The organism is Streptomyces sp. NPDC014995, assembly GCF_043080745.1.
Lineage (GTDB): Bacteria > Actinomycetota > Actinomycetes > Streptomycetales > Streptomycetaceae > Streptomyces.
Map to the genome: position 1 here is coordinate 177,551 of NZ_JBIBVX010000001.1, position 23,456 is coordinate 201,006.

At 70.4% G+C, this 23,456-nt stretch carries 22 protein-coding genes and 1 pseudogene; 9 read left to right on the forward strand and 14 right to left on the reverse strand.

Features of this window, described 5'->3' with window-relative positions; all coding sequences use genetic code 11:
* Nucleotides 1–67: 67 nt before the first annotated feature.
* From ACF1A1_RS00845 to ACF1A1_RS00880, 8 genes are read right to left on the reverse strand one after another with little or no spacing between them, the layout of a single operon-like run.
* Nucleotides 68–400 carry a metal-sulfur cluster assembly factor gene (locus ACF1A1_RS00845; protein ID WP_094214784.1) on the reverse strand — a complete coding sequence of 111 codons (333 nt, stop codon included), beginning with the start codon at nt 398–400 and terminating at the stop codon, nt 68–70.
* On the reverse strand, nt 397–861 hold the full coding sequence (gene sufU / locus ACF1A1_RS00850; RefSeq protein ID WP_391644002.1) for a Fe-S cluster assembly sulfur transfer protein SufU: 465 nt from the start codon (nt 859–861) through the stop codon (nt 397–399). The genes ACF1A1_RS00845 and sufU overlap by 4 nt, the downstream gene beginning before the upstream one ends.
* Before the next feature lie 16 nt (nt 862–877).
* On the reverse strand, nt 878–2,134 hold the full coding sequence (locus ACF1A1_RS00855) for a cysteine desulfurase (protein ID WP_391644004.1): 1,257 nt from the start codon (nt 2,132–2,134) through the stop codon (nt 878–880).
* Nucleotides 2,131–2,895 (reverse strand): Fe-S cluster assembly ATPase SufC, encoded by a 765-nt coding sequence (gene sufC, locus ACF1A1_RS00860; RefSeq protein WP_128437116.1) that lies wholly within the window; start codon nt 2,893–2,895, stop codon nt 2,131–2,133. Before sufC ends, ACF1A1_RS00855 begins: the two co-directional genes overlap by 4 nt.
* 7 nt (nt 2,896–2,902) lie before the next feature.
* Nucleotides 2,903–3,223, reverse strand: a complete 321-nt coding sequence (locus ACF1A1_RS00865; protein ID WP_391644006.1) for a non-heme iron oxygenase ferredoxin subunit — start codon at nt 3,221–3,223, stop codon at nt 2,903–2,905.
* Nucleotides 3,223–4,404: a Fe-S cluster assembly protein SufD gene (gene sufD / locus ACF1A1_RS00870; RefSeq protein ID WP_391644008.1), complete on the reverse strand. Its 1,182-nt coding sequence runs from the start codon at nt 4,402–4,404 to the stop codon at nt 3,223–3,225. The genes ACF1A1_RS00865 and sufD overlap by 1 nt, the downstream gene beginning before the upstream one ends.
* Nucleotides 4,405–4,463: 59 nt before the next feature.
* Nucleotides 4,464–5,885, reverse strand: coding sequence for a Fe-S cluster assembly protein SufB (sufB, locus tag ACF1A1_RS00875; protein ID WP_391644010.1), 1,422 nt, complete (start codon nt 5,883–5,885; stop codon nt 4,464–4,466).
* Nucleotides 5,882–6,616 carry a helix-turn-helix transcriptional regulator gene (locus ACF1A1_RS00880; RefSeq protein WP_391644012.1) on the reverse strand — a complete coding sequence of 245 codons (735 nt, stop codon included), beginning with the start codon at nt 6,614–6,616 and terminating at the stop codon, nt 5,882–5,884. The genes sufB and ACF1A1_RS00880 overlap by 4 nt, the downstream gene beginning before the upstream one ends.
* 264 nt (nt 6,617–6,880) lie before the next feature.
* On the opposite strand from ACF1A1_RS00880, the pseudogene ACF1A1_RS00885 reads away from it, so the two are divergent.
* The 4 genes and pseudogenes from ACF1A1_RS00885 to ACF1A1_RS00900 form a co-directional block, all read left to right on the forward strand.
* A pseudogene (locus tag ACF1A1_RS00885) lies at nt 6,881–7,320 on the forward strand (AAC(3) family N-acetyltransferase); the annotation flags it as partial.
* 31 nt (nt 7,321–7,351) lie between these two features.
* Nucleotides 7,352–8,275, forward strand: coding sequence for an ABC transporter ATP-binding protein (locus ACF1A1_RS00890; RefSeq protein ID WP_391644014.1), 924 nt, complete (start codon nt 7,352–7,354; stop codon nt 8,273–8,275).
* Nucleotides 8,276–8,325: 50 nt separating this feature from the next.
* On the forward strand, nt 8,326–9,042 hold the full coding sequence (locus tag ACF1A1_RS00895) for an ABC transporter permease (protein ID WP_391645294.1): 717 nt from the start codon (nt 8,326–8,328) through the stop codon (nt 9,040–9,042).
* Between the two features lie 45 nt (nt 9,043–9,087).
* Entirely contained in the window at nt 9,088–10,098 is a 1,011-nt protein-coding gene (locus ACF1A1_RS00900) for a heme A synthase (protein ID WP_391644016.1), read from the forward strand.
* A gap of 40 nt (nt 10,099–10,138) precedes the next feature.
* Here the strand turns inward: ACF1A1_RS00900 and ACF1A1_RS00905 are convergent, their stop codons facing one another.
* From ACF1A1_RS00905 to ACF1A1_RS00915, 3 genes are all read right to left on the reverse strand, one after another.
* Complete coding sequence (locus ACF1A1_RS00905; protein ID WP_391644018.1) at nt 10,139–11,245, reverse strand: amidohydrolase family protein; 1,107 nt, start codon at nt 11,243–11,245, stop codon at nt 10,139–10,141.
* Nucleotides 11,246–11,336: 91 nt separating this feature from the next.
* Nucleotides 11,337–11,669, reverse strand: a complete 333-nt coding sequence (locus ACF1A1_RS00910; protein ID WP_391644020.1) for a hypothetical protein — start codon at nt 11,667–11,669, stop codon at nt 11,337–11,339.
* Nucleotides 11,670–11,777: 108 nt separating this feature from the next.
* Nucleotides 11,778–12,746 (reverse strand): heme o synthase, encoded by a 969-nt coding sequence (locus ACF1A1_RS00915; RefSeq protein WP_391644022.1) that lies wholly within the window; start codon nt 12,744–12,746, stop codon nt 11,778–11,780.
* A 398-nt stretch (nt 12,747–13,144) separates the two neighbouring features.
* Here ACF1A1_RS00915 and tkt point away from each other — a divergent pair, with 398 nt between their 5' ends.
* The 5 genes from tkt to pgl are packed head-to-tail and all read left to right on the forward strand — an operon-like array spanning nt 13,145 to nt 19,836.
* Nucleotides 13,145–15,253, forward strand: a complete 2,109-nt coding sequence (gene tkt / locus ACF1A1_RS00920) for a transketolase (RefSeq protein WP_391644024.1) — start codon at nt 13,145–13,147, stop codon at nt 15,251–15,253.
* 33 nt (nt 15,254–15,286) lie between these two features.
* Nucleotides 15,287–16,405, forward strand: a complete 1,119-nt coding sequence (tal, locus tag ACF1A1_RS00925) for a transaldolase (RefSeq protein WP_391644026.1) — start codon at nt 15,287–15,289, stop codon at nt 16,403–16,405.
* Nucleotides 16,406–16,409: 4 nt separating this feature from the next.
* Complete coding sequence (gene zwf, locus ACF1A1_RS00930; protein ID WP_391644028.1) at nt 16,410–17,933, forward strand: glucose-6-phosphate dehydrogenase; 1,524 nt, start codon at nt 16,410–16,412, stop codon at nt 17,931–17,933.
* Nucleotides 17,930–19,057 (forward strand): glucose-6-phosphate dehydrogenase assembly protein OpcA, encoded by a 1,128-nt coding sequence (opcA, locus tag ACF1A1_RS00935; protein WP_391644030.1) that lies wholly within the window; start codon nt 17,930–17,932, stop codon nt 19,055–19,057. Before zwf ends, opcA begins: the two co-directional genes overlap by 4 nt.
* A complete protein-coding gene (gene pgl / locus ACF1A1_RS00940; protein WP_391644032.1) occupies nt 19,054–19,836 on the forward strand; it encodes a 6-phosphogluconolactonase in 783 nt (260 codons plus the stop codon). The genes opcA and pgl overlap by 4 nt, the downstream gene beginning before the upstream one ends.
* Before the next feature lie 64 nt (nt 19,837–19,900).
* Here the strand turns inward: pgl and ACF1A1_RS00945 are convergent, their stop codons facing one another.
* From ACF1A1_RS00945 to ACF1A1_RS00955, 3 genes are read right to left on the reverse strand one after another with little or no spacing between them, the layout of a single operon-like run.
* Nucleotides 19,901–20,740 (reverse strand): carbohydrate ABC transporter permease, encoded by an 840-nt coding sequence (locus ACF1A1_RS00945; RefSeq protein WP_391644034.1) that lies wholly within the window; start codon nt 20,738–20,740, stop codon nt 19,901–19,903.
* Nucleotides 20,737–22,095, reverse strand: coding sequence for an ABC transporter permease subunit (locus tag ACF1A1_RS00950; RefSeq protein WP_391644036.1), 1,359 nt, complete (start codon nt 22,093–22,095; stop codon nt 20,737–20,739). Before ACF1A1_RS00950 ends, ACF1A1_RS00945 begins: the two co-directional genes overlap by 4 nt.
* 6 nt (nt 22,096–22,101) lie before the next feature.
* Nucleotides 22,102–23,430 (reverse strand): ABC transporter substrate-binding protein, encoded by a 1,329-nt coding sequence (locus tag ACF1A1_RS00955; protein WP_391644038.1) that lies wholly within the window; start codon nt 23,428–23,430, stop codon nt 22,102–22,104.
* Between the last annotated feature and the right edge of the window lie 26 nt (nt 23,431–23,456).

The window sequence follows — 23,456 nt, forward strand, 5'->3', positions numbered from 1 at the left end:
CCGGTACGCGAACGCGGAAGAGCGGCGGCACCCCAGGGGTGCCGCCGCTCTCCTCTGCCGGTGGACCTCAGACGTTGAAGCCGAGCGCCCGAAGCTGCTCACGGCCGTCGTCCGTGATCTTGTCCGGGCCCCACGGCGGCATCCAGACCCAGTTGATGCGCAGCTCGCTGACCAGACCGTCCGTGGCGGACTTGGCCTGGTCCTCGATGACGTCGGTCAGCGGGCAGGCCGCCGAGGTCAGGGTCATGTCGATCGTCGCGATGTTCGCGTCGTCGATGTGGATGCCGTAGATCAGGCCGAGGTTGACGACGTCGATGCCCAGCTCGGGGTCGACGACGTCGTACAGCGCCTCGCGGAGTTCCTCCTCCGAGGCCGGCTTCATCTCAACGGTCTCGCTCATGCCGTCTTCCTTTCGGCGTCGGCGCCCAGCGCCTGGGCCGTCGCGTCCTTCCACGCCATCCAGCTCAGGAGGGCGCACTTGACCCGTGCCGGGTACTTGGAGACACCGGCGAACGCGACCGCGTCCTCCAGCACCTCCTCCATCGCGTCGTCCGGTTCGATCCGGCCCTTGGACTGCATCAGCTCCAGGAAGGTCTCCTGGATCCTCCGCGCCTCGGGCAGGTCCTTGCCGACGAGGAGCTCGTTCAGCACGGAGGCGCTCGCCTGGCTGATGGAGCAGCCCTGGCCCTCGTACGAGACGTCCTCGATCGTGGTGCCGTCGTACTTCACGCGCAGAGTGATCTCGTCGCCGCACGTCGGGTTGACGTGGTGCACCTCGGCGTCGCCATCCCGCAAGCCCCGCCCGTGCGGGTTCTTGTAGTGGTCCAGGATGACTTCCTGGTACATGGAGTCCAGTTTCACCTTGTCAGCACGCCCCTCAGCCGAAGAAGTTCCGTACGTGCTCCAGCCCCTCGACCAGCGCGTCGACCTCGGCAGGCGTGGAGTACAGATAGAACGACGCTCGCGTGGTCGCGGGAATTCCGTAGCGCAGGCAGACGGGGCGGGCGCAGTGGTGACCCACCCGGACCGCTATGCCCTGCTCGTCCAGTACCTGGCCCACGTCGTGCGGGTGGATGTCGCCCAGCGTGAAGGAGATCGCCGCGCCCCGGTCCTCGGCCGTGGTGGGGCCGATGATGCGCAGGTCGGGGACCTCGCTCAGCCTCCGCACCGCGTACTCGGTGAGCGCGTGCTCATGGGCGAGGATCTTGTCCATGCCGACCGAGGTCAGGTAGTCGATCGCCGCGCCCAGGCCGACCGCCTGCGCGACCGGGGGCGTGCCCGCCTCGAACTTGTGGGGCGCCGGGGCGTACGTCGACGAGTGCATCGACACGGTCTCGATCATCTCGCCGCCGCCCAGGAAGGGGGGCAGGTCCTCGAGGAGTTCCTGGCGGCCCCAGAGGACGCCGATGCCCGTCGGGCCGCACATCTTGTGGCCGGTGAAGGCCACGAAGTCGGCCTGGAGGGCCTGGACGTCGAGGGGCATGTGCGGCGCCGCCTGCGAGGCGTCGATCAGGACCAGGGCCCCGACCTCCTGCGCACGGCGCACTATCGCCTCGACCGGGTTCAGCGTGCCGAGGATGTTCGACACCAGGACGAAGGAGACGATCTTCGTCTTCTCCGTGATGATCTCGTCGATGTTCGACAGGTCGAGACGGCCGTCGTCCGTGAGGCCGAACCACTTCAGCTTCGCGCCCGTGCGCTGCGACAGCAGCTGCCAGGGCACGATGTTGGAGTGGTGCTCCATCTCCGTGATGACGATCTCGGTCTCGGCGTCCACGCGGTAGGGCTCGTCGGCCCAGCCCAGCATGTTCGCGACGAGGTTCAGCGACTCCGAGGCGTTCTTGGTGAAGATCACCTCGTTGCGGCTGGGCGCGTTGATGAACTCCGCGACCTTGTCGCGCGCGCCCTCGTACAGCGCCGTGGCCTCCTCGGCGAGCACATGCACACCGCGGTGGACGTTGGCGTTGTACCGCTCGTAGTACTCGTTCAGGGCGTCCAGCACCTGGCGCGGCTTCTGCGAGGTCGCCGCGTTGTCCAGGTACACGAGCTTCCGGTCGTCGTGGACCAGTCGGTCCAGGATGGGGAAGTCCTTGCGGATCGCCTCGGTGTCGAGGAGGCCCGGCAGCTGTGTCACGCGGATGCGCCACCCTTCGTGTACGCCTCGTAGCCCTCGTTCTCCAGCTTGTCGGCGAGTTCGGCCCCGCCGGACTCGACGATGCGACCGCCGGAGAAGACGTGGACCTGGTCGGGCTTGATGTAGCGCAGGATGCGCGTGTAGTGCGTGATCAGCAGGGTGCCGACCTCGCCGGTCTCGCGGACGCGGTTGACGCCCTCGGAGACGACCCGGAGCGCGTCGACGTCGAGGCCGGAGTCGGTCTCGTCGAGGATCGCGACCTTCGGCTTGAGCAGTTCGAGCTGGAGGATCTCGTGGCGCTTCTTCTCGCCGCCGGAGAAGCCCTCGTTGACGTTGCGCTCGGCGAAGGAGGGATCCATGTTGAGGCGCTCCATGGCCTCCTTGACCTCCTTGACCCAGGTACGCAGCTTGGGGGCCTCGCCGCGGATGGCGGTGGCGGAGGTGCGCAGGAAGTTGGAGACCGAGACGCCGGGGACCTCGACCGGGTACTGCATCGCCAGGAAGAGGCCGGCGCGGGCCCGCTCGTCGACGGACATCTCCAGGACGTCCTCGCCGTCGAGGGTGACGGTGCCGCCGGTGATCGTGTACTTCGGGTGACCCGCGAGCGAATAGGCGAGGGTCGACTTGCCGGAGCCGTTGGGGCCCATGATGGCGTGCGTCTCGCCCTGCTTCACGGTGAGGTCGACGCCCTTGAGGATCTCCTTCGTGGCGTTGTCGGCCTCGACGGTGACGTGCAGGTCTCGGATTTCAAGCGTTGCCATGGGTGCCTCAGGACTCCTGGGTGAGGGAGACGAGCACGTCGTCCCCTTCGATCTTTACGGGGTATACGGGGACGGGGCGCGTCGCGGGAAGGCCGGACGGCTTGCCGGTGCGGAGGTCGAACGCGGAGCCGTGCAGCCAGCACTCGATCTGGCAGTCCTCCACCTCGCCCTCGGAGAGCGAGACGTTCGCGTGGGAGCAGATGTCGTGGATGGCGAACACCTCCCCCTCGGTACGGACGACCGAGACCGGCGTGCCGTCGAGTTCCACCCGCTTCGGGGTGTCCTCCTCCAGCTCGCCCAGCCCGCAGACGCGTACGAAGGTGGTCATCAGACCGACGCCTCCAGCTCCTCGTCGATCTTCACGAGGAGGCGCTCCTCGATGTCGTCGACACCGATCTGCTGGACGAGTTCGGCGAAGAAGCCGCGGACCACCAGGCGACGGGCCTCGTGGGCGGGGATGCCGCGGGCCATCAGGTAGAAGAGCTGCTCGTCGTCGAAGCGGCCGGTGGCGGAGGCGTGACCGGCGCCGACGATCTCGCCGGTCTCGATCTCCAGGTTCGGTACGGAGTCGACCCGGGCGCCGTCGGTCAGCACCAGGTTCCGGTTCATCTCGTACGTGTCCGTGCCTTCGGCCTTGGCCTCGATGAGGACGTCGCCGATCCACACCGCGTGGGCGCCGTCGCCCTGGAGCGCGCCCTTGTAGGCGACGTTCGACTTGCAGTGCGGGGTGTTGTGGTCGACGAGGAGACGGTGCTCCTGGTGCTGGCCGGCGTCCGTGAAGTACAGGCCGAAGAGCTCGGCCTCGCCGCCGGTGCCCGCGTACTGGACGCGCGGGTGGAGACGGACGAGGTCGCCGCCGAAGGTGACGACGAACGACTTGAAGGTGGCGTCCCGGCCGACCAGCGCGTTGTGCTGGCCGACGTGGACGGCCTTGTCGTCCCAGTCCTGGACGGAGACGACGGTCAGCTTGGCACCGTCGCCCAGGACGTAGTCGACGTTGGCGGCGAGCACGGCGTCACCGGTGTGGTCGATGACGACGACGGCCTCGGCGAAGGCTCCCAGCTCGATGACCTGGTGGCCGTAGGCGACCCCGCCCTCGCCGTGCACGGCGATGCGGATCGGCTCGGTGAGCACCGCCTCCTTGGGGACGGTGACGACACCGGCCTTCTCGAACGCCGAGTAGGCCTGGGCGGCGACGCGGTCCACGGGGGTGCCGGCCCTGCCGAGCCGCGCGTCGTCACGGCCGACGGTCTCGACGGTGACGCCCTCGGGGGCCTGGATGTCGACCTTCACGCCATCGCCGGTGGCGACCGCGGTGCCGTCGTGCAGGCCGCGCAGCCGCTCCAGCGGGGTGAACCGCCACTCCTCCTCGCGGCCGTGCGGGACGGGGAAGTCCGCCACGTCGAAGGAGGGGGGCGCGCTCATGCGCGTGGCGACGGTGGACTCTGCGGCCACCGCGATCTGGCCCGCGGTGGTGGAGCCCACGGGGATGTTCTGAGCCTCAGCCATGGCTGTCGGTCTGCTCTCTTCCTACGTCAAGAAATCTGGCGTCTGCTGGGGGGCGGGTCCTAACCGACCGCGCCTTCCATCTGCAGCTCGATCAGCCGGTTGAGCTCCAGGGCGTACTCCATGGGCAGCTCCTTCGCGATGGGCTCGACGAAGCCGCGCACGATCATGGCCATCGCCTCGAACTCGGAGAGACCACGGCTCATCAGGTAGAAGAGCTGGTCCTCGGAGACCTTGGAGACGGTCGCCTCGTGCCCCATGGACACGTCGTCCTCGCGGACGTCGACGTACGGGTACGTGTCGGACCGGGAGATGGTGTCGACGAGCAGCGCGTCGCACAGCACGTTGGACTTCGAGCCGTGGGCGCCCTCGCCGATCTCGACCAGACCGCGGTACGAGGTGCGGCCGCCGCCGCGGGCGACGGACTTCGACACGATGTTGGACGAGGTGTTGGGCGCCATGTGGACCATCTTGGAGCCGGCGTCCTGGTGCTGGCCCTCGCCCGCGAAGGCGATGGAGAGGGTCTCGCCCTTGGCGTGCTCGCCCATCAGGTAGACGGCCGGGTACTTCATCGTCACCTTGGAGCCGATGTTGCCGTCGATCCACTCCATGGTCGCGCCCTCGTACGCCACGGCGCGCTTGGTGACCAGGTTGTAGACGTTGTTCGACCAGTTCTGGATGGTCGTGTAGCGGCAGCGGGCGTTCTTCTTGACGATGATCTCGACGACCGCGGAGTGCAGCGAGTCCGACTTGTAGATCGGGGCGGTGCAGCCCTCGACGTAGTGCACGTAGGCACCCTCGTCGACGATGATCAGGGTCCGCTCGAACTGGCCCATGTTCTCCGTGTTGATGCGGAAGTAGGCCTGGAGCGGGATCTCGACGTGCACGCCGGGCGGCACGTAGATGAAGGAGCCGCCGGACCAGACGGCGGTGTTCAGCGACGCGAACTTGTTGTCGCCGACCGGGATGACGGTGCCGAAGTACTCCTTGAAGAGCTCGGGGTGCTCCTTCAGCGCGGTGTCGGTGTCCAGGAAGATGACGCCCTGCTCCTCCAGGTCCTCGCGGATCTGGTGGTAGACGACCTCCGACTCGTACTGGGCCGCGACACCGGCCACGAGGCGCTGCTTCTCCGCCTCGGGGATGCCGAGCTTGTCGTACGTGTTCTTGATGTCCTCGGGCAGGTCCTCCCAGGACTCCGCCTGCTTCTCCGTGGAGCGCACGAAGTACTTGATGTTGTCGAAGTCGATGCCCGACAGGTCCGAGCCCCAGTTCGGCATGGGCTTCTTCTCGAAGAGCTTCAGGCCCTTGAGACGGAGCTTGGTCATCCACTCCGGCTCGTTCTTCTTCGCCGAGATGTCGCGGACGACGTCCTCGTTGATGCCGCGCTTCGCAGAGGCGCCGGCCGTGTCGGAGTCGGCCCAGCCGTATTCGTACTTGCCCAGGCCCTCGAGTTCGGGGTGGGCAGTCTCCGTGGGGAGAGTCATGCGGGGTTCCTCCCGGCCGTGCTTGCAGATGCGGTGTGGGAAATCTTGGGGATGAACGTCGTGCAGACGCCGTCGCCGTGGGCGATGGTCGCCAGTCGCTGGACGTGCGTTCCGAGCAGCTTGGAGAAGATCTCGGTCTCCGCCTCGCAGAGTTGCGGGAACTTCTCCGCGACGTGGGCGACCGGGCAGTGGTGCTGGCACAGCTGCTCGCCGACCGGTGCGCTGCGCGCCGTAGCAGCGTACCCGTCCGCGCTCAGGGCCTTGGCCAGCGCTTCTGTGCGCTCCTCGGGGGCGGCGGCCTCGATCGCCTCGCGGTACGCGGCGGCCTGCTCGGCGATCCTCGCGCGCGCGAAGGCGACGACTGCCTCGTCCCCGCCGAGCTGCTGCTGGATCCAGCGGAGCGCGTCCGCGGCGAGCTTGTCGTACGACTGGTCGAAGGCGTCGCGGCCACAGTCGGTGAGGGCGAAGACCTTGGCGGGGCGTCCGCGGGTCCGCGCTCCGTACACCCGCTGCTCGCGGGCCTGCACGACGTCGTCGGCGACCAGCGCGTCGAGGTGCCGGCGCACGGCGGCCGGGGTCAGCCCCAGCCGTCCGGCCAGTTCGGTGACGGTCGACGGCCCGTGGTCCAGGATGGACCGCGCGACCCGGTTGCGCGTCGAGCGCTCACCGGTCGCTAGCTCCTCCTGAGGGGCCCCCGTGGGGGTCGCCCGAGCCTCGCCGACGTTTTTCACAACGCCATTGTTGCGTAATTCCTCGGAGGCAGGCAAGCCGCGTTCGGACCGGCGGATGGTGCGCTGCGTCACTTAGGCATACCTAATCTGACCTGCGGAAACGATCACCGGTCCATCGGAGCGGCGGGGGAACCACCGGCCTCCAAGGCCCGCTTCGAGGACACTCCGGAACCCTGCCCACACCCCCTCCGACCGGCCCACTTGTCACCCGCGACACCCTCGCCGCCGAGCTGCGCCGACTGGGTGACGAACCGGGAGAAACCCTCCTCGTCGGCGCTCGGCCCGCGCGCGGCGGAGATCGGGAGCAGCCCCCTCGCCCGGCTGGAGAAGCCGGCGCGCGCGTCCTGCTGCCGGGCGCGGGCTACGACGGCTGCACCAGTTTCCACCGGGCGGAATACCGCATCGAGTCGCCTCTCGTGGCGGTGGGCCGGCCCGCGCCCGGAGGCGGGTGGGAGGTCGTCACCGAGGTGGCCGTCGACGCCGACCGGTTCGACGAGCTCGGCCATGACGTCGAACGGGACCGTCCGGTCGTACGGGGCGGGGTGGGCGCGGCCGACGCGCGCCCGTTCCCGGTCGCGGACGCGGTGGCCTGCGCCGAGCGGTGGCTGCCGCTGCACCGGCCCCGACAAGAGGGGATCGCGCATCCGCCCGCCCGGCACCCGGCCGCGCCCCCGGGGGGGTGGATCCCGCACCCGCCGACCTGAGCCCCCGCCCGCGAACCTAGACTCTGGACCCATGCGAACTGAGCCTGTCGTCCGGATCCAGGCCCTGGTGAAGCGGTACGGGACGAAGACCGCTGTGGACGGCCTCGACCTGACGGCCCGGCCGGGCGTCACCGCCGTCCTCGGTCCCAACGGCGCCGGCAAGACGACGACGATCGAGACCTGCGAGGGGTACCGCGAGCCGGACTCCGGCACCGTGCGCGTCCTCGGCCTCGATCCGGTGAGACAGGCCCGCGAGCTGCACCCCCGGATCGGCGTGATGCTCCAGTCCGGGGGCGTGTACTCGGGCGCCAGGGCCGACGAGATGCTGCGGCACATCGCCAGGCTGCATGCCCGCCCCCTGGACGTGGACGCGCTGATCGAACGGCTCGGGCTCGGCGGCTGCGGCCGGACGACGTACCGGCGGCTGTCGGGCGGGCAGCAGCAGCGGCTCGCGCTGGCGATGGCCGTCGTGGGGCGCCCGGAGCTGGTGTTCCTGGACGAGCCGACGGCCGGACTCGACCCGCAGGCCCGGCGCGCCACCTGGGACCTGGTCCGCGACCTGCGCACCGACGGTGTCTCGGTCATCCTGACCACCCACTACATGGACGAGGCGGAACAGCTCGCCGACGACGTGGCGATCATCGACGCGGGCCGGGTCATCGCCCAGGGCTCCCCCGAGGAGCTGTGCCGCGGCGGCGCCGAGAACACCCTCCGCTTCACCGGCCGCCCCGGCCTGGACGTCGGCTCCCTGCTCAAGGCGCTGCCCGCGGACTCCTCCGCCGCCGAACTGACGCCGGGCTCGTACCGGGTGATCGGCAAGATCGACCCCCAGCTGCTGGCGACGGTGACCTCCTGGTGCGCGCAGCACGGGGTGATGCCGGACCGGATCTCGGTGGAGCGGCACACCCTGGAGGACGTGTTCCTGGAACTGACCGGCAAGGAGCTGCGCTCGTGACCACCACCGGCACCTACACCCCCGAGCCGGGCGCGGCCCCCCTGCCGCGCATGATCGCGGCCCAGGCGGCGCTGGAGACGAAGATGCTCCTGCGCAACGGCGAGCAGCTGCTGCTCACCGTCGTCATCCCGACGCTGCTGCTGGTGCTGTTCGGCTCGGTGGACATCGTCGACACGGGCAAGGGCGAGGCGGTCGACTTCCTCGCCCCCGGGATCCTCGCGCTCGCCGTGATGTCGACCGCGTTCACCGGCCAGGCGATCGGGACCGGCTTCGAACGCCGTTACGGCGTCCTGAAGCGGCTGGCGTCCTCCCCGCTCCCCCGCTGGGGCCTGATGACCGCCAAGACGCTGTCCGTGCTGGTCACGGAGGTCCTCCAGGTCGTGCTGCTGACGGTGATCGCGTTCGCGCTGGGCTGGTCGCCGCAGGGCAACCCGTTCGCGGTCCTGCTTCTGCTGGTCCTCGGCACCGCCGCCTTCTCGGGTCTCGGCCTGCTCATGGCGGGCACGCTCAGGGCGGAGGCGACGCTGGCCGCAGCCAACCTGGTCTTCCTGCTGCTCCTGGTCGGCGGCGGGGTCATCGTCCCGCTGGACAGGTTCCCGGCGGGCGCCCAGGACGTCCTGGCCCTGCTGCCGATCTCCGCCCTCTCCGACGGCCTGCGGGACGTGCTCCAGCACGGGGCCGGGATGCCGTGGGGCGACCTGGGGATCCTGGCCGTGTGGGCGGTGGTGGGTCTGGCGGCGGCCGGCAGGTTCTTCCGGTGGGAATGAGCCACCGGCACCCCTCGTGAACGCATGCACAAGCGGCCCCCTACGATGGAACGCGTGCCAAACGTGACCCGCGCCGACGCCGTAGCGGCCGTCCGCAACCCCCTCGCCTTCATCGCCGAACGCTGGACCCCCACCCCCCGGACGGTCCGGCGAGCGGCCCTCGCCGCGCTCGTGATGTCGGTGGTCATCGTGGTCACCGGCGGTGCGGTGCGGCTCACCGGGTCCGGACTCGGCTGCCCGACCTGGCCCAAGTGCACCGCCGACTCCCTCACCGCCACCAGCGCGATGGGCGTCCACGGCGCCATCGAGTTCGGCAACCGCATGCTGACGTACGTCCTGTGCGCCGCGGTCGGCTGGGCGATCATCGCCGCGCGCTCGGAGAAGCCCTACCGGCGCGGCCTGACCCGGCTGGGCTGGGCGCAGTTCTGGGTCGTGATGAGCAACGCGGTCCTCGGCGGGATCGTGGTCCTCGTCGGCCTCAACCCGTACACGGTCGCGGCGCACTTCGTGGCGACGTCGGCGCTGATCGCGATCGCCACGGTCATGTGGCAGCGCACACGGGAGGCAGACACGGCGCCCCGTCCGCTGGTCGGCAGGTCCGTGCAGCAGCTGGTGTGGTGCCTGGTCGCGGCCTCGGTCCTGCTGATCCTGGTCGGCACGGTCGTGACCGGCGCGGGTCCGCACGCGGGCGACTCCAGCGAGGTCGAGCGGATGCCGCTCGACTGGGAGACGGTCAGCAAGGTGCACGCCGTACTGGCCTGGATCGTGGTGTCGCTCACGTTCGCCCTGTGGTTCGTCCTCAAGGCGGTCGACGCCCCCGAGGGGCCGCTGCACCGCACCCGCGAGCTGTTCGTGGTCCTGCTCGCCCAGGGCGTCATCGGCTACGTCCAGTACTTCACGGACCTCCCCGAGGTCCTGGTCGGTCTGCACATGCTCGGCTCGGCCCTGGTGTGGATCGCGGTCGTGCGGGTGGTCCTGGCCCTGCGGGAACGCCCGGGGACGGGGCCGGACCCGACCGGTCCCGCGGCCGAGGCGACGCTCGCCTCCCGCGTGTAGGACGCAACGGCTCCGTAGCGGCGGGGCCCGTCCCGGCCCGTCAGTCCAGCCCGTACACCCTGCGCGCGTTGCCCGCCGCGACCAGCCCCGCGACCCGCTGCGCGTCCGCCAGCGACCACGCGCCCTCCGCGACCCAGGTGCCCAGCACGCGCCCCAGCGCCTCACGGAAGAGACGGGCGCCCACCACGTGCAGTTCGGGCAGGCCCCGGGCGCCGGTGGAGAAGAGGATCTTGCCGAAGGGGGCCAGCTCCAGGGTCTCCGCGAGGATCGTCGCCGCGCGGGCGCCGGTGCGTACGAGGGCGGCGCCGGAGTCGGCGTAGACGTGCGGGAAGACGCCCGCGAGGTGGGCGGCGTGGCGGTGGTAGGGGTAGCCGTGCAGCAGGACCAGGTCCGTGCCGAGGCCGGCCGTCGCGCGCACGAAGTCGGTCAGGAGGACCGGGTCCGTGCGGTCGATGCGCAGGTCCGGCGCGCCGAGCCCCGCGTGCAGCTGGAGCGGCAGCCCCGAGGCGACGGCGATCCACAGCAGGTGCCGTAGCAGCACCGGGTCGCTCAGCTCGCCGCCGACCGCGCGTGCGGCCAGCCAGCGGCCGGCCGCGCCGCGCACCTCCCCCGGCCCGGGCGGCTCCGGCGCGAGCGCGAGACCGTGCCGGACACCGGCCACGGACGTGAAGGCGACGGCGTGCGCGGCGGCGCCGTGCACGGCCTCGGCGAGGTTGGCGAGGAAGGACTCGACGGTGCCGGAGGTGTCGGCGACCTGTTCGGCGAGGAGTTCCAGGCGCACGATCTCGCGGGCCTGTGCGCCGCCCGCGGACGCGAGCTCGTCGGGGCCCGTGAGATCGCCGGGCAGGCCGGTGTCGACGAGATATGTCGTGATGCCGCTGCCGCGCAGCAGGCGACGGCCCGCCTCCAGCACGCCGAGTTCCCGGCGCCGGGCGAGATAGCGGACGGGCGGACAGTGCGGCTCCAGGCCGAGGAGCGGGGGGCACCAGCGCCGTACCGCGAAACCCGTCTGGGTGTCGAAGAGGGTGGTGCCGGGGGCGGGCGGGCCCTCGGTGCGGGCCAGCTGGGCCTCGAAGGTGCCGAGGCCCAGCTCCGTTCTCAGGACGCCGTGGCAGTACTGGTCCACCAGGGACGGCGTTTCGATCATCCGGGACCCCCGTCGGCTGGACCGTGTGCTGGGCGTACTCCTCACACGGCCTAACGGGTGAACCCGGTGTCAGGTGTTGCTCATGCGCCTCTCAGGTGTTGGACGGACCGCCGACCTGGATCCCGGCCATGCGCGTCCACTCGTACGGCCCCGTCTTCACCTTGGCCGCGAACTCGCCGTCGAAGGCATCGTGGACGGTGATCCCGGCCTTCTCCACCGCCTTGCGAGCGATCTCCACCGAGGGCGCCACCAGGTCGCCCCAGCCGCCGTCCTCGCCGACCAGCACGATCCGGGCGCCGCGTTCCCCGAGGTACGCGACCTGGCCCTCGGCGCCGCCGTGCGCCGTGGAGAAGGTGCTGATCCGCTTGGCGAGCCGGGCCACCTTGCGCCCGTCCTTCGCGTCAACCTGCTTGGTGTCTGCCATGGTCAGGATGCTACCGACGGGTAGATCAAACGGCGACGGCCGGGGTGCGTGGCCTTGACCACGCACCCCGGCCGTCCAGCCCTACGGGGGCTCTCGAAGGACCGGTGCCTAGCGGAGGAAGGGATCCACCGCCACCGCCACGAACAGCAGCGAGACGTAGGTGATGGACCAGTGGAACAGGCGCATCTCCTTCAGCTTCACGCCCATGGTCTCCGCCTTGGCGCGCTGCTGCAGGGCGTGCGCCTCCCACAGCCACCAGCCGCCGGCCGCCAGCGCGACCACCGTGTAGAACCAGCCGGTGTAGCCGAGCAGGGTCAGCAGCAGCGAGACGGCGACCATCACCCAGCTGTAGATCACGATCTGCCGGGCGACGACCTTGTTCGAGGCGATGACCGGCAGCATCGGCACGCCCACGCGCGCGTAGTCCTCCTTCACCCTCATCGACAGCGGCCAGTAGTGCGGCGGCGTCCAGAAGAAGATGACGGCGAAGAGGACGACCGGGGCCCACGACAGCGAGTTCGTCACGGACGACCAGCCGATCAGCACCGGCATGCAGCCCGCGATGCCACCCCACACGATGTTCTGCGAGGTGCGGCGCTTGAGGATCATCGTGTAGACGACGACGTAGAAGAGGAGCGCGCCGAGTGCGAGCCAGGCGGACAGCCAGTTGACGGTCAGGCCGAACAGGAGCGTCGAGACGACCGCGAGGGTGATGCCGAAGACGAGGCACTCGCGCGGGCTGACCATGCCGGTGACCAGCGGGCGCTGCGAGGTGCGGTCCATCAGCGCGTCGATGTCGCGGTCGATGTACATGTTGAGCGCGTTGGCGCCGCCCGCGGAGAGGTAGCCGCCGATGGAGGTGAGCAGGACCAGCCCGAGGTCCGGCACTCCCTGCTGCGCCAGGAACATCACCGGGACGGTGGTGATCAGCAGCAACTCGATGATCCGCGGCTTGGTCAGCGCCACGAACGCCTTGACGCGGGCCCCGACCGGCCGCCGACTCGGGCTCTGGCTCGTCCCGATAACCCCCGCTGGACGGGATTCAACGGCCGTCACGCACACCCCTGACAGAGACATCCCAGCAAGCCTCCCGGTGTGAAGTCCCGGTAAAGGCTCGCGCGTACCACGCCACTGTAGACGTTGCCCATACCTCGCCCTCCGCGGGGGTGGGGTCGTGTTCCCGGGGGCCCCTCGGGGGTGTGCCCGGACCCCTCTCGGCAGCCCGCTCATCGGTCGCACTGAAGCTCGATTGAGCAGTCGGATGAGCGGCTCCGTATTCATGTGCCGACTGGGATTCGGGCCAGTCGGCAGGCGGATCCCCCCGAGGCCCGGCAGTCTGGGACGACCCGAAAAAACGCACGTCTTCACGGGGGTAGGCTCGACAGCGGCCGGTGGGCACCCAGTGCACCGGCAGCCGGTGGGCGAGCGCCCGAAGCAGCCGGTATTCGACATGTGGAGAGGAGCCCTGACTCAGGGTGAGCACCAAGCCGACCACCACAGACCTCGAGTGGACCGAGTTGGACCAGCGGGCCGTGGACACCGCCCGCGTCCTGGCCGCCGACGCCGTACAGAAGGTCGGCAACGGCCATCCGGGTACGGCGATGAGCCTGGCGCCTGCCGCCTACACCCTCTTCCAGAAGGTGATGCGGCACGACCCCGCGGACGCCGACTGGGCCGGCCGCGACCGTTTCGTGCTGTCCGCGGGCCACTCGTCCCTGACCCTCTACACCCAGCTGTACCTGGCCGGCTTCGGCCTGGAGCTGGACGACCTGAAGGCCTTCAGGACGTGGGGTTCGAAGACCCCGGGTCACCCCGAGTACGGCCACACCGTGGGCGTGGAGACGACGACCGGCCCGCTCGGCCAGGGTGTCGCCAACGCCGTGGGCATGGCGATGGCCGCCCGCTACGAGCGCGGTCTGTTCGACCCGGAGGCCCCGGCCGGCGAGTCCCCCTTCGACCACTTCGTGTACTGCGTCGCCGGTGACGGCTGCCTCCAGGAGGGCATCTCCGCCGAGGCGTCCTCGCTGGCCGGCCACCAGAAGCTCGGCAACCTCGTCCTGCTGTGGGACGACAACCACATCTCGATCGAGGGCGACACCGAGACGGCCGTCTCGGAGGACACCGTCAAGCGCTACGAGGCGTACGGCTGGCACGTGCAGCGCGTCGCCCCGAAGCCGGACGGCGACCTCGACCCGCACGCCATCTACAACGCGATCGAGGAAGCGAAGAAGGTGACGGACAAGCCGTCCTTCATCGCGATGCGCTCGATCATCGCCTGGCCGGCCCCGAACGCGCAGAACACCGAGGCCGCGCACGGCTCGGCGCTCGGCGACGACGAGGTGGCGGCCACCAAGCGCGTCCTGGGCTTCGACCCGGAGCGGACCTTCGAGGTCGCCGACGAGGTCATCGCCCACACCCGCAAGGCGCTGGAGCGCGGCGCGGAGGCGAAGGCCGAGTGGGAGAAGTCGTTCCAGGTGTGGCGCGACAACAACCCCGAGCGCGCCGCCGAGTTCGACCGCGTCGCCGCGGGCGAGCTGCCCGCCGGCTGGGAGGAGAAGCTCCCGGTCTTCGAGCCCGGCAAGGCCGTCGCCACCCGCGCCGCGTCCGGCAAGGTGCTCCAGGCGCTCGGCGCGGTCATCCCCGAGCTGTGGGGCGGCTCGGCCGACCTGGCCGGCTCCAACAACACCACGATCGACAAGACGTCGTCGTTCCTGCCCGCCGACAACCCGCTGCCGGAGGCCGACCCCTACGGCCGCACGATCCACTTCGGCATCCGCGAGCACTCCATGGCCGCGGAGATGAACGGCATCGCGCTGCACGGGAACACGCGCGTCTACGGCGGTACGTTCCTCGTCTTCTCCGACTACATGCGCAACGCGGTGCGCCTGTCGGCGCTGATGCACCTGCCGGTGACGTACGTGTGGACGCACGACTCCATCGGCCTCGGCGAGGACGGCCCGACCCACCAGCCGGTCGAGCACCTGGCCTCCCTGCGTGCCATCCCGGGCCTGAACGTGGTCCGCCCGGCCGACGCCAACGAGACCGCGATCGCCTGGCGCGAGATCCTCAGGCGCTACACCAAGGTCTTCGGCAAGGGCGCCCCGCACGGCCTCGCGCTGACCCGCCAGGGCGTTCCGACGTACGAGCCCAACGAGGACGCGGCGCGCGGCGGTTACGTGCTCTTCGAGGCGGAGGGCGGCGACGCCCAGGTCATCCTGATCGCCACCGGTTCCGAGGTGCACGTGGCCGTGGAGGCGCGTGAGCGGCTCCAGGCCGACGGGGTGCCGACGCGGGTGGTGTCCATGCCGTCCGTGGAGTGGTTCGAGGAGCAGGACCAGGGGTACCGGGACAGCGTGCTGCCGCCGTCGGTGAAGGCGCGCGTCGCGGTCGAGGCCGGGATCGGCCTCACCTGGCACAAGTACGTCGGGGACGCCGGCCGCATCGTTTCCCTGGAGCACTTCGGTGCTTCGGCCGACGGCAAGGTCCTCTTCCGCGAGTACGGCTTCACTGCCGAGAACGTCGCCGCGAAGGCGCGGGAATCGATCGCCCAGGCCGGGGAATCCGCGGCCGACGCTCAGCGCTGACGCCCATACACGACACGTAGGAGATGTAATTCCATGACAGACGCACTCAAGCGCCTCTCCGAGGAAGGCGTCGCGATCTGGCTGGACGACCTGTCGCGCAAGCGGATCACGTCCGGCAACCTCGCCGAGCTGATCGACCAGCAGCACGTCGTGGGCGTCACCACCAACCCGTCGATCTTCCAGAAGGCGATCTCGCAGGGCGACGGCTACGACCAGCAGCTGTCGGACCTCGCCGCCCGCAAGGTCACCGTCGAAGAGGCCATCCGCATGATCACGACGGCGGACGTCCGGGACGCCGCCGACATCCTGCGGCCGGTCTTCGACGCCACCGGCGGCCGGGACGGCCGGGTGTCGATCGAGGTCGACCCGCGTCTGGCGCACCACACCAAGCCGACGGTCGCCGAGGCCAAGCAGCTGGCCTGGCTGGTCGACCGGCCGAACACGCTGATCAAGATCCCGGCCACCATGGGCGGCCTGCCGGCCATCACCGAGGTCATCGCCCACGGCATCAGCGTCAACGTCACGCTGATCTTCTCGCTGGAGCGCTACCGCCAGGTCATGGACGCCTACCTGGCGGGCCTGGAGAAGGCGCGCGAGAAGGGCCTGGACCTCTCCGGGATCCACTCGGTGGCGTCCTTCTTCGTGTCCCGCGTGGACACCGAGATCGACAAGCGGCTGGACGCGCTCGGCACCGACGAGGCCAAGGCCGCCCGCGGCAAGGCCGGCGTGGCCAACGCGCGCCTGGCCTACCAGGCGTACGAGGAGGTCTTCACCTCCGACCGCTGGAGCGCCCTGGAGAAGGCGGGCGCCAACAAGCAGCGTCCGCTGTGGGCCTCCACCGGCGTGAAGGACCCGGCGTACAAGGACACCCTGTACGTGGTCGACCTGGTGGCGCCGAACACGGTGAACACCATGCCGGAGGCGACCCTGTTCGCCACCGAGGACCACGGCGAGATCACCGGCAACACCATCGCCGGCACCTACGAGCAGGCCCGCGCCGACCTCGACGCGGTGGAGAAGCTCGGCATCTCCTACGACGACGTCGTCCAGCTCCTCGAGGAAGAGGGCGTCGAGAAGTTCGAGGCCTCCTGGAACGACCTGCTCAAGTCGACCGAGGCGGAGCTGGAGCGCCTCGCCCCTTCGGAGGGCTGAGAACTTGTCGAGCAGCAACCCGCTGCGTGACCCCGCAGACCGACGGCTCCCGCGTATCGCGGGGCCGTCGGGCCTGGTCATCTTCGGCGTCACGGGCGATTTGTCACGTAAGAAGCTGATGCCCGCGGTCTACGACCTCGCCAACCGGGGCCTGCTGCCGCCGGGCTTCTCCCTGGTCGGCTTCGCCCGCCGCGAGTGGGCCAACGAGGACTTCGCCCAGGAGGTCCACGACGCGGTCAAGGAGCACGCCCGCACCCCCTTCCGCGAGGAGGTCTGGCAGCAGCTCATCCAGGGCATGCGCTTCGTCCAGGGCACCTTCGACGACGACGACGCCTTCGAGCGGCTGCGCTCGACCATCGAGGAGCTGGACAAGGCGCAGGGCACGGGCGGCAACTTCGCCTTCTACCTGTCCGTGCCCCCGGGTGCCTTCCCGGTGGTCATCCAGCAGCTGAAGAAGCACGGTCTGGCGGACCAGAGGGGCGGCTCCTGGCGGCGCGCGGTCATCGAGAAGCCGTTCGGCCACGACCTGAAGTCGGCCGAGGAACTCAACGCGATCGTCCACGAGGTCTTCGCCCCCGACCAGGTCTTCCGCATCGACCACTACCTGGGCAAGGAGACCGTCCAGAACATCCTGGCGCTGCGCTTCGCCAACACGATGTTCGAGCCGATCTGGAACCGGTCCTTCGTGGACCACGTGCAGATCACGATGGCCGAGGACATCGGCATCGGCGGCCGGGCGGGGTACTACGACGGCATCGGCGCGGCCCGTGACGTCATCCAGAACCACCTGCTCCAGCTGATGGCGCTCACCGCGATGGAGGAGCCCGCCTCCTTCGACGCGGACGCGCTCGCCGCGGAGAAGACCAAGGTGCTGGGGGCCGTGCGGCTGCCCAGGGACCTGGGCCGGGACACCGTGCGCGGTCAGTACGCGGCCGGCTGGCAGGGCGGCGAGAAGGCGGTCGGCTACCTCCAGGAGGAGGGCATCGACCCCCAGTCGAAGACCGACACGTACGCGGCCATCAAGCTGGAGGTCGACAACCGCCGCTGGGCGGGCGTCCCCTTCTATCTGCGCACCGGCAAGCGTCTCGGCCGGCGCGTCACCGAGATCGCGGTGGTCTTCCAGCGCGCCCCGCACTCCCCCTTCGACCACACGGCGACGGAGGAGCTGGGCAAGAACGCGATCGTCATCCGCGTCCAGCCCGACGAGGGCGTGACGGTCCGCTTCGGCTCGAAGGTCCCCGGCACCTCCATGGAGATCCGGGACGTGTCGATGGACTTCGCCTACGGCGAGTCGTTCACGGAGTCCTCGCCCGAGGCGTACGAGCGGCTGATCCTCGACGTGCTGCTGGGTGACTCGAACCTCTTCCCGCGCACCGAGGAGGTCGAGCTGTCCTGGAAGATCCTCGACCCGATCGAGGAGTACTGGGACGCGAACGGCACGCCCGCGCAGTACCCGGCCGGTACCTGGGGGCCCGTCGAGGCGGACGAGATGCTCGAACGAGACGGACGGAGCTGGCGCCGGCCATGAAGATAGACCTCACGGACACCACGGCCAGCAAGATCAACAAGGCGCTGGTGCAGGGCCGGCGCGCGATCGGCACACCCGCCGTGGGCATGGTGCTCACGCTGGTGATCGTCACCGACGAGGAGAACGCGTACGACGCCCTGAAGGCCGCGAACGACGCCTCGCACGAGCACCCCTCGCGCACGCTCGTGGTCATCAAGCGCGTCTCCCGCTCCCCCCGCGACCGCACCCAGTCCCGTCTGGACGCCGAGGTACGGGTCGGCGCGGACGCCGGCACCGGCGAGACGGTGGTGCTGCGGCTGTACGGCGAGGTGGTCGACCACGCGCAGTCGGTGGTGCTGCCCCTGCTGCTGCCGGACGCGCCCGTCGTCGTCTGGTGGCCGGTGAACGCGCCCCTCGACCCGGCCTCCGACCCCCTGGGCGCGCTGGCCCAGCGCCGCGTCACCGACACCTACGCCGCCGAGCAGCCGGTACGGGACCTGGTGGCCCGTTCCAAGGCGTACACCCCCGGCGACACCGACCTGTCGTGGACCCGCATCACGCCCTGGCGTTCCATGCTGGCCGCCGCCCTGGACCAGATCACCTGCGAGGTGGAGTCGGTCGAGGTGGAGGGCGAGGAGTTCAACCCGAGCTGCGAGCTGCTGGCGATGTGGCTGGGCGACCGGCTGGGCGTCCCCGTCAAGCGCTCGCTGTCCGGCGGGCCCGGGCTCACGGCGGTGCGCATGGCCACCGACTGCGGCTCGATCGTGCTGGACCGGGCCGACGGTTCGCTGGCCACCCTCTCCATCGAGGGCCAGCCCGACCGTGCGGTGGCGCTCAAGCGCCGGGACACGGCCGAACTGATCGCGGAGGAGCTGCGGCGGCTGGACCCGGACGACACGTACGCGTCGGCGCTGCGGTTCGGGGTGGAGCGGCTGAACGCGTCGGCCACCGCCGGGGAGCGGGAGACCGCCGCCGCCGGACAGCCGCCGGTTTCCGAGCGGTCGGCCGCCGCCGGGGAACCGGCGGCTTCCGAGGAGCCGGTCGCGGTGGAGACGCCCGTCGAGGAGGCCGCGAAGGCGCCCGCGCAGCAGGCGGCGAAGAAGACCGCCCGGAAGGTCCCCGCGAAGAAGGCGACGGCGAAGTGAGTGCTCCGCAGCTCGTCGTGCACCACGACAAGGACCTGATGGCGCAGGCCGCCGCGGCCCGTCTGATCACGAAGGTCGTGGACGCGCAGGCCTCCCGGGGTCACGCGTCCGTGGTCCTCACCGGCGGCCGCAACGGCAACGGCCTGCTGGCCGCGCTCGCGGCCGCGCCGGCCCGGGACGCCGTCGACTGGGGCCGGCTCGACCTGTGGTGGGGTGACGAGCGCTTCCTGCCGGAGGGCGACCCGGAGCGCAACATCACCCAGGCCCGCGAGGCGCTGCTGGACTCCGTCCCCCTGGACCCCGAGCGCGTGCACGCCATGCCCGCGTCCGACGGTCCGTACGGCACCGACGTGGAGGCGGCCGCGGCCGCCTACGCCGAGGACCTGGCCCGGGCTGCCGGCCCCGAGAACCACGGCGCCGTCCCCACCTTCGACGTCCTGATGCTGGGCGTCGGTCCGGACACCCACGTCGCCTCGCTCTTCCCGGAGCTGCCGGCGGTGCGGGAGACCGAGCGCACGGTGGTCGGCGTCCGCGGCGCGCCCAAGCCCCCGCCGACCCGTGTCACCCTCACCCTCCCGGCGATCCGGTCGGCCCGTGAGGTGTGGCTGCTCGCGGCCGGCGAGGACAAGGCGCGGGCGGCCGCCATCGCCCTCTCGGGCGCGGGCGAGATCCAGGCCCCGGCGGCCGGCGCCCACGGCCGCTCCCGCACCCTGTGGCTCCTGGACGCGGCAGCCGCCTCCCAGCTCCCACGCACGCTGTACCCGCCGGCTTCGCCGTGACGGAAAGGGGCGGTGGAGGTTCTCGTCGACCTCCACCGCCCCACTTCTTCCCGGGTTCCTCGCGTTACTTGACCGACCCCGCCATCACCCCCTGCACGAAGTGCCGTTGGAACGCGAAGAACACCGCCACCGGCACGATCAGCGACAGGAACGCCCCCGGCGCCAGCACGTCGATGTTGCTGCCGAACTGCCGTATCTGCGACTGGAGGGCGACGGTCAGCGGCTGTGAGGAACTGTCGGCGAAGAGCAGCGCCACCAGCATGTCGTTCCAGACCCAGAGGAACTGGAAGATGGCCAGGCTGGCGAGGGCCGGGCGTCCCACCGGCAGCACCAGGCGTGTGAAGATCCGCCACTCGCTGCCGCCGTCCATCCGCGCCGCCTCCAGCATCTCCTTCGGGATCTCGGCGAAGTAGTTGCGCAGCAGGAACACCGCGAACGGCAGCCCGTAGGCGACGTGGAAGAGCACGACACCGGGGATGGTGCCGAACAGCCCGAGTTGCCCGAAGAGTTTGGCGACCGGCAGCAGGCCGATCTGCACGGGCACCACCAGCAGCGCCACCACGGCGAGGAAGACCGCTTCCCGTCCGGGGAAGTCCAGCCAGGCGAAGGCGTATCCGGCGAGTGCCGCGAGGACCACGACCAGCACCGTCGTCGGCACCGAGATCAGGACGGTGTTCCAGAACGCCTGGGTGATACCGGCGTTCTCCAGCAGCGCCGAGTAGTTGTCGAAGGACAGTTGTCCGGGGCTGGTGAACACCGTCCACCAGCCGCCCTTCGCGGTGTCCTCGGCGGATCGCAGTGACGACAGGAACAGGCCGGCCAGCGGTGTCATCCACACCAGCCCGACGACCACGAGGAAGGCCTGGACGAGTCCGTTGCCCAGCCCGCGCCTGACGGCGTTCATCGCTGACTCCTTCGGAAGCGGCGGACGTTGAAGACCATCGCGGGGACGACCAGCAGCAGGAGCAGCACGCCCAGGGCGCTCCCCAGCCCCTGGTTGTTGCCGCCGCCGAACGACACCAGCCACATCTGCGTCGCGAGTACGGTCGCGTCCTCCTGCACGGGCCCGGGCGCGATGATGTAGACGAGGTCGAAGACCTTCATCACGTTGATCACGAGGGTGATGAAGACCACGGTCAGCACGGGTGCCAGCAGCGGGACCGTGATCCGCCGGAAGATCTGCCACTCGTTGGCGCCGTCCATCCGCGCCGCCTCCAGCGCGTCCCGGGGCAGTGTCGACAGACCGGCGCCGATCAGCACCATGGCGAACCCGGTCCAGATCCACAGGTACGCCCCGATGATCGCCGGTGTGACGAGCGCCGGCCCGAGCCAGGAGATCCCGTCGTACGGCGGGGCGAAGTTCGACGCCGGCAGCCGCAGCCCGTACGAGCCGTCGGCCAGCCCCTCGAAGCGGAAGGAGCCGTCGGGCGCGGTGCTCGTCGTGGCGACCGTCCTCCCTTCGCGCACCGCCTCGACCTTCATCCCCGGCAGCCCGCTCTCCCGCCGGTCGACCTTGCCCTGTTCCCCTCCCCCACCGGGGGTGAAGTCCAGGTAGACGACGCCGCTCAGCTCGTCGGGGGCGGCCTTGCGGCCCGCCGCCGCGTACGCCGGCCGGGCGTCCCCGGGCAGGTCGTCGGGCAGCACCCCGACCAGGCCGAGCGTCACGGTGTGCCCCGGCGCCACGTTCGCGCTCGTCCCGTAGGAGCCGTCCGCCTCCTTGGTGAGGCCCTGGCCGTCGCGGGCCCTGGCGGTCGGGTACGACGACGTGCCCTCGAAGGCGTCGTGGACGGAGACGACGGCGGCGTTCAGCACGCCCTTGTCGGGGTCCTCGTCGTAGGCCAGCCGGAAGATGATGCCTGCCGCGAGGAAGGACACGGCCATCGGCATGAACAGCAGGAGCTTGAAGGCCGTGGCCCAGCGGACCTTCTCCACCAGCACGGCCAGGATCAGGCCGAGGCCGGTCAGCAGGGCCGGCGCCACGACGACCCAGATCGCCGTGTTGCGGATGGCCTTGACCGTCGCCGGGTCGCGGAACATCTCGGTGTAGTTCTCGCCGCCCACGAAACGGGTGCCGGACGCGTCGAAGAGACTGCGGCCGATGGAGAACAGCACGGGGTAGACGACGAGCGCGCCGAGCAGGAGCAGTGCGGGGAGGACGAACAGCAGGGCGACGACGCGGCCGCGCCGCCGCGAGCGCCGCGCGCGCTCGGCGAGGCCGACGGGCGGCGGACCGGTCTCTTTCACCAGGGTCGCGGTCATGACCGGTCAGCCCTTGTAGGCCTGGGCCGCCGCGGCCTCCAGCCGCGCCGCGGTCCCCTTCGGGTCCGACGGGTCGCGCAGGAAGTCCTGGAGGAGCTTCCACTCGCCCGCGCCCTTGGTGCCGCCGAAGGCCGCCGGGGCCTGGTCCGACATGTCGAAGCGGACGGAGTCCCCGGCCGCCACGAGGGACTTGGCGGTCGCGCGGGTGACGTCGTCGCCGTAGGAGGCGAGGTCGAGGCTCTTGTTCGGGGAGAGGAAGCCGCCCGCCTTCGCCCACACGGCCGCGGCCTCGGGGGTCGCCAGGTACTCCAGGAGGGCCTGGGCGGCCTTCTGATTCTTGCCGTCCTTCAGGACGACCGCCGCGTCACCGCCGCTGACCACCGGCGCCTTGCCGCCCCCGACCGCCGGGAAGGGGAAGAAGTTCGCGTCCTCGCCGATCGTCTTGCCGAACTGGTCCTTGGCGACCCCGGCGACGAAGTCGCCCTCGTAGACCATGGCGGCCTCCGGCTTGGGTCCGAACACCTTCTCCACCGAGCCCGGGAAGTCGGTGTTCAGAGCCTCCTTCTGGCCGCCCGCGATCAGCTGCTTGTCCTTGAAGAGCTTGCCGAGCGTGGTGAGCGCCTCGACCACGCTCGCGTCGGTCCACTTCAGCCGGTGAGCGGCGAGGGCGTCGTACTTCTCGGGCCCGGCCTGGGAGAGGTAGACGTTCTCGAACCAGTCGGTGAGGGTCCAGCCGTCCTGGCCGGCCACCGAGAAGGCGGCGAGTCCGGAGTCGGAGACGGTGTGTCCGGCCGTCAGCATCTCGTCGTAGGTCTTCGGCGGCTCGACTCCGGCCTGGGCGAGGGCGTCGGGGCTGTACCACACGGTCGACTTGTGGGCGGCCTTGAAGTAGAGGCCGTAGAGGGTGCCGTCGACGCTGCCGTAGTTCTTCCAGACGGGCGCGAAGTTGGCGTCGACGGACTGCTGGGTCTTGGTGGACAGTGGCTTGAGCCAGCCGTTCTGCGCGAACTGCTTCAGCACGCCGACCTGCGGGACCATCACGACGTCGGGGGCGTTGCCGCCCTCGATCTTGCTGCCGACGACGGTGGAGACGTTGTCCCCGGTGGACACGAACTGCGTCCCGGCGCCGGTCTTCTCGGTGAACGCGTCCAGCACCTTCTGGAAGTTCTTCTGCTCACTGCCGGACCAGACACCGGCCACGGTGACCGTCTGGCCGCTGAGTGCCTTGTCGCCACCGCCGGCGGAGACCGGGCCGCCACCACCACAGGCGGTCGCGCCGAGCGCCAGGACGAGGGCGGTGCAGCCGGTGAGCAGGGTCGTACGTCGTCGCATCATCGTTGATGTCCCTTCACGGAGAATCG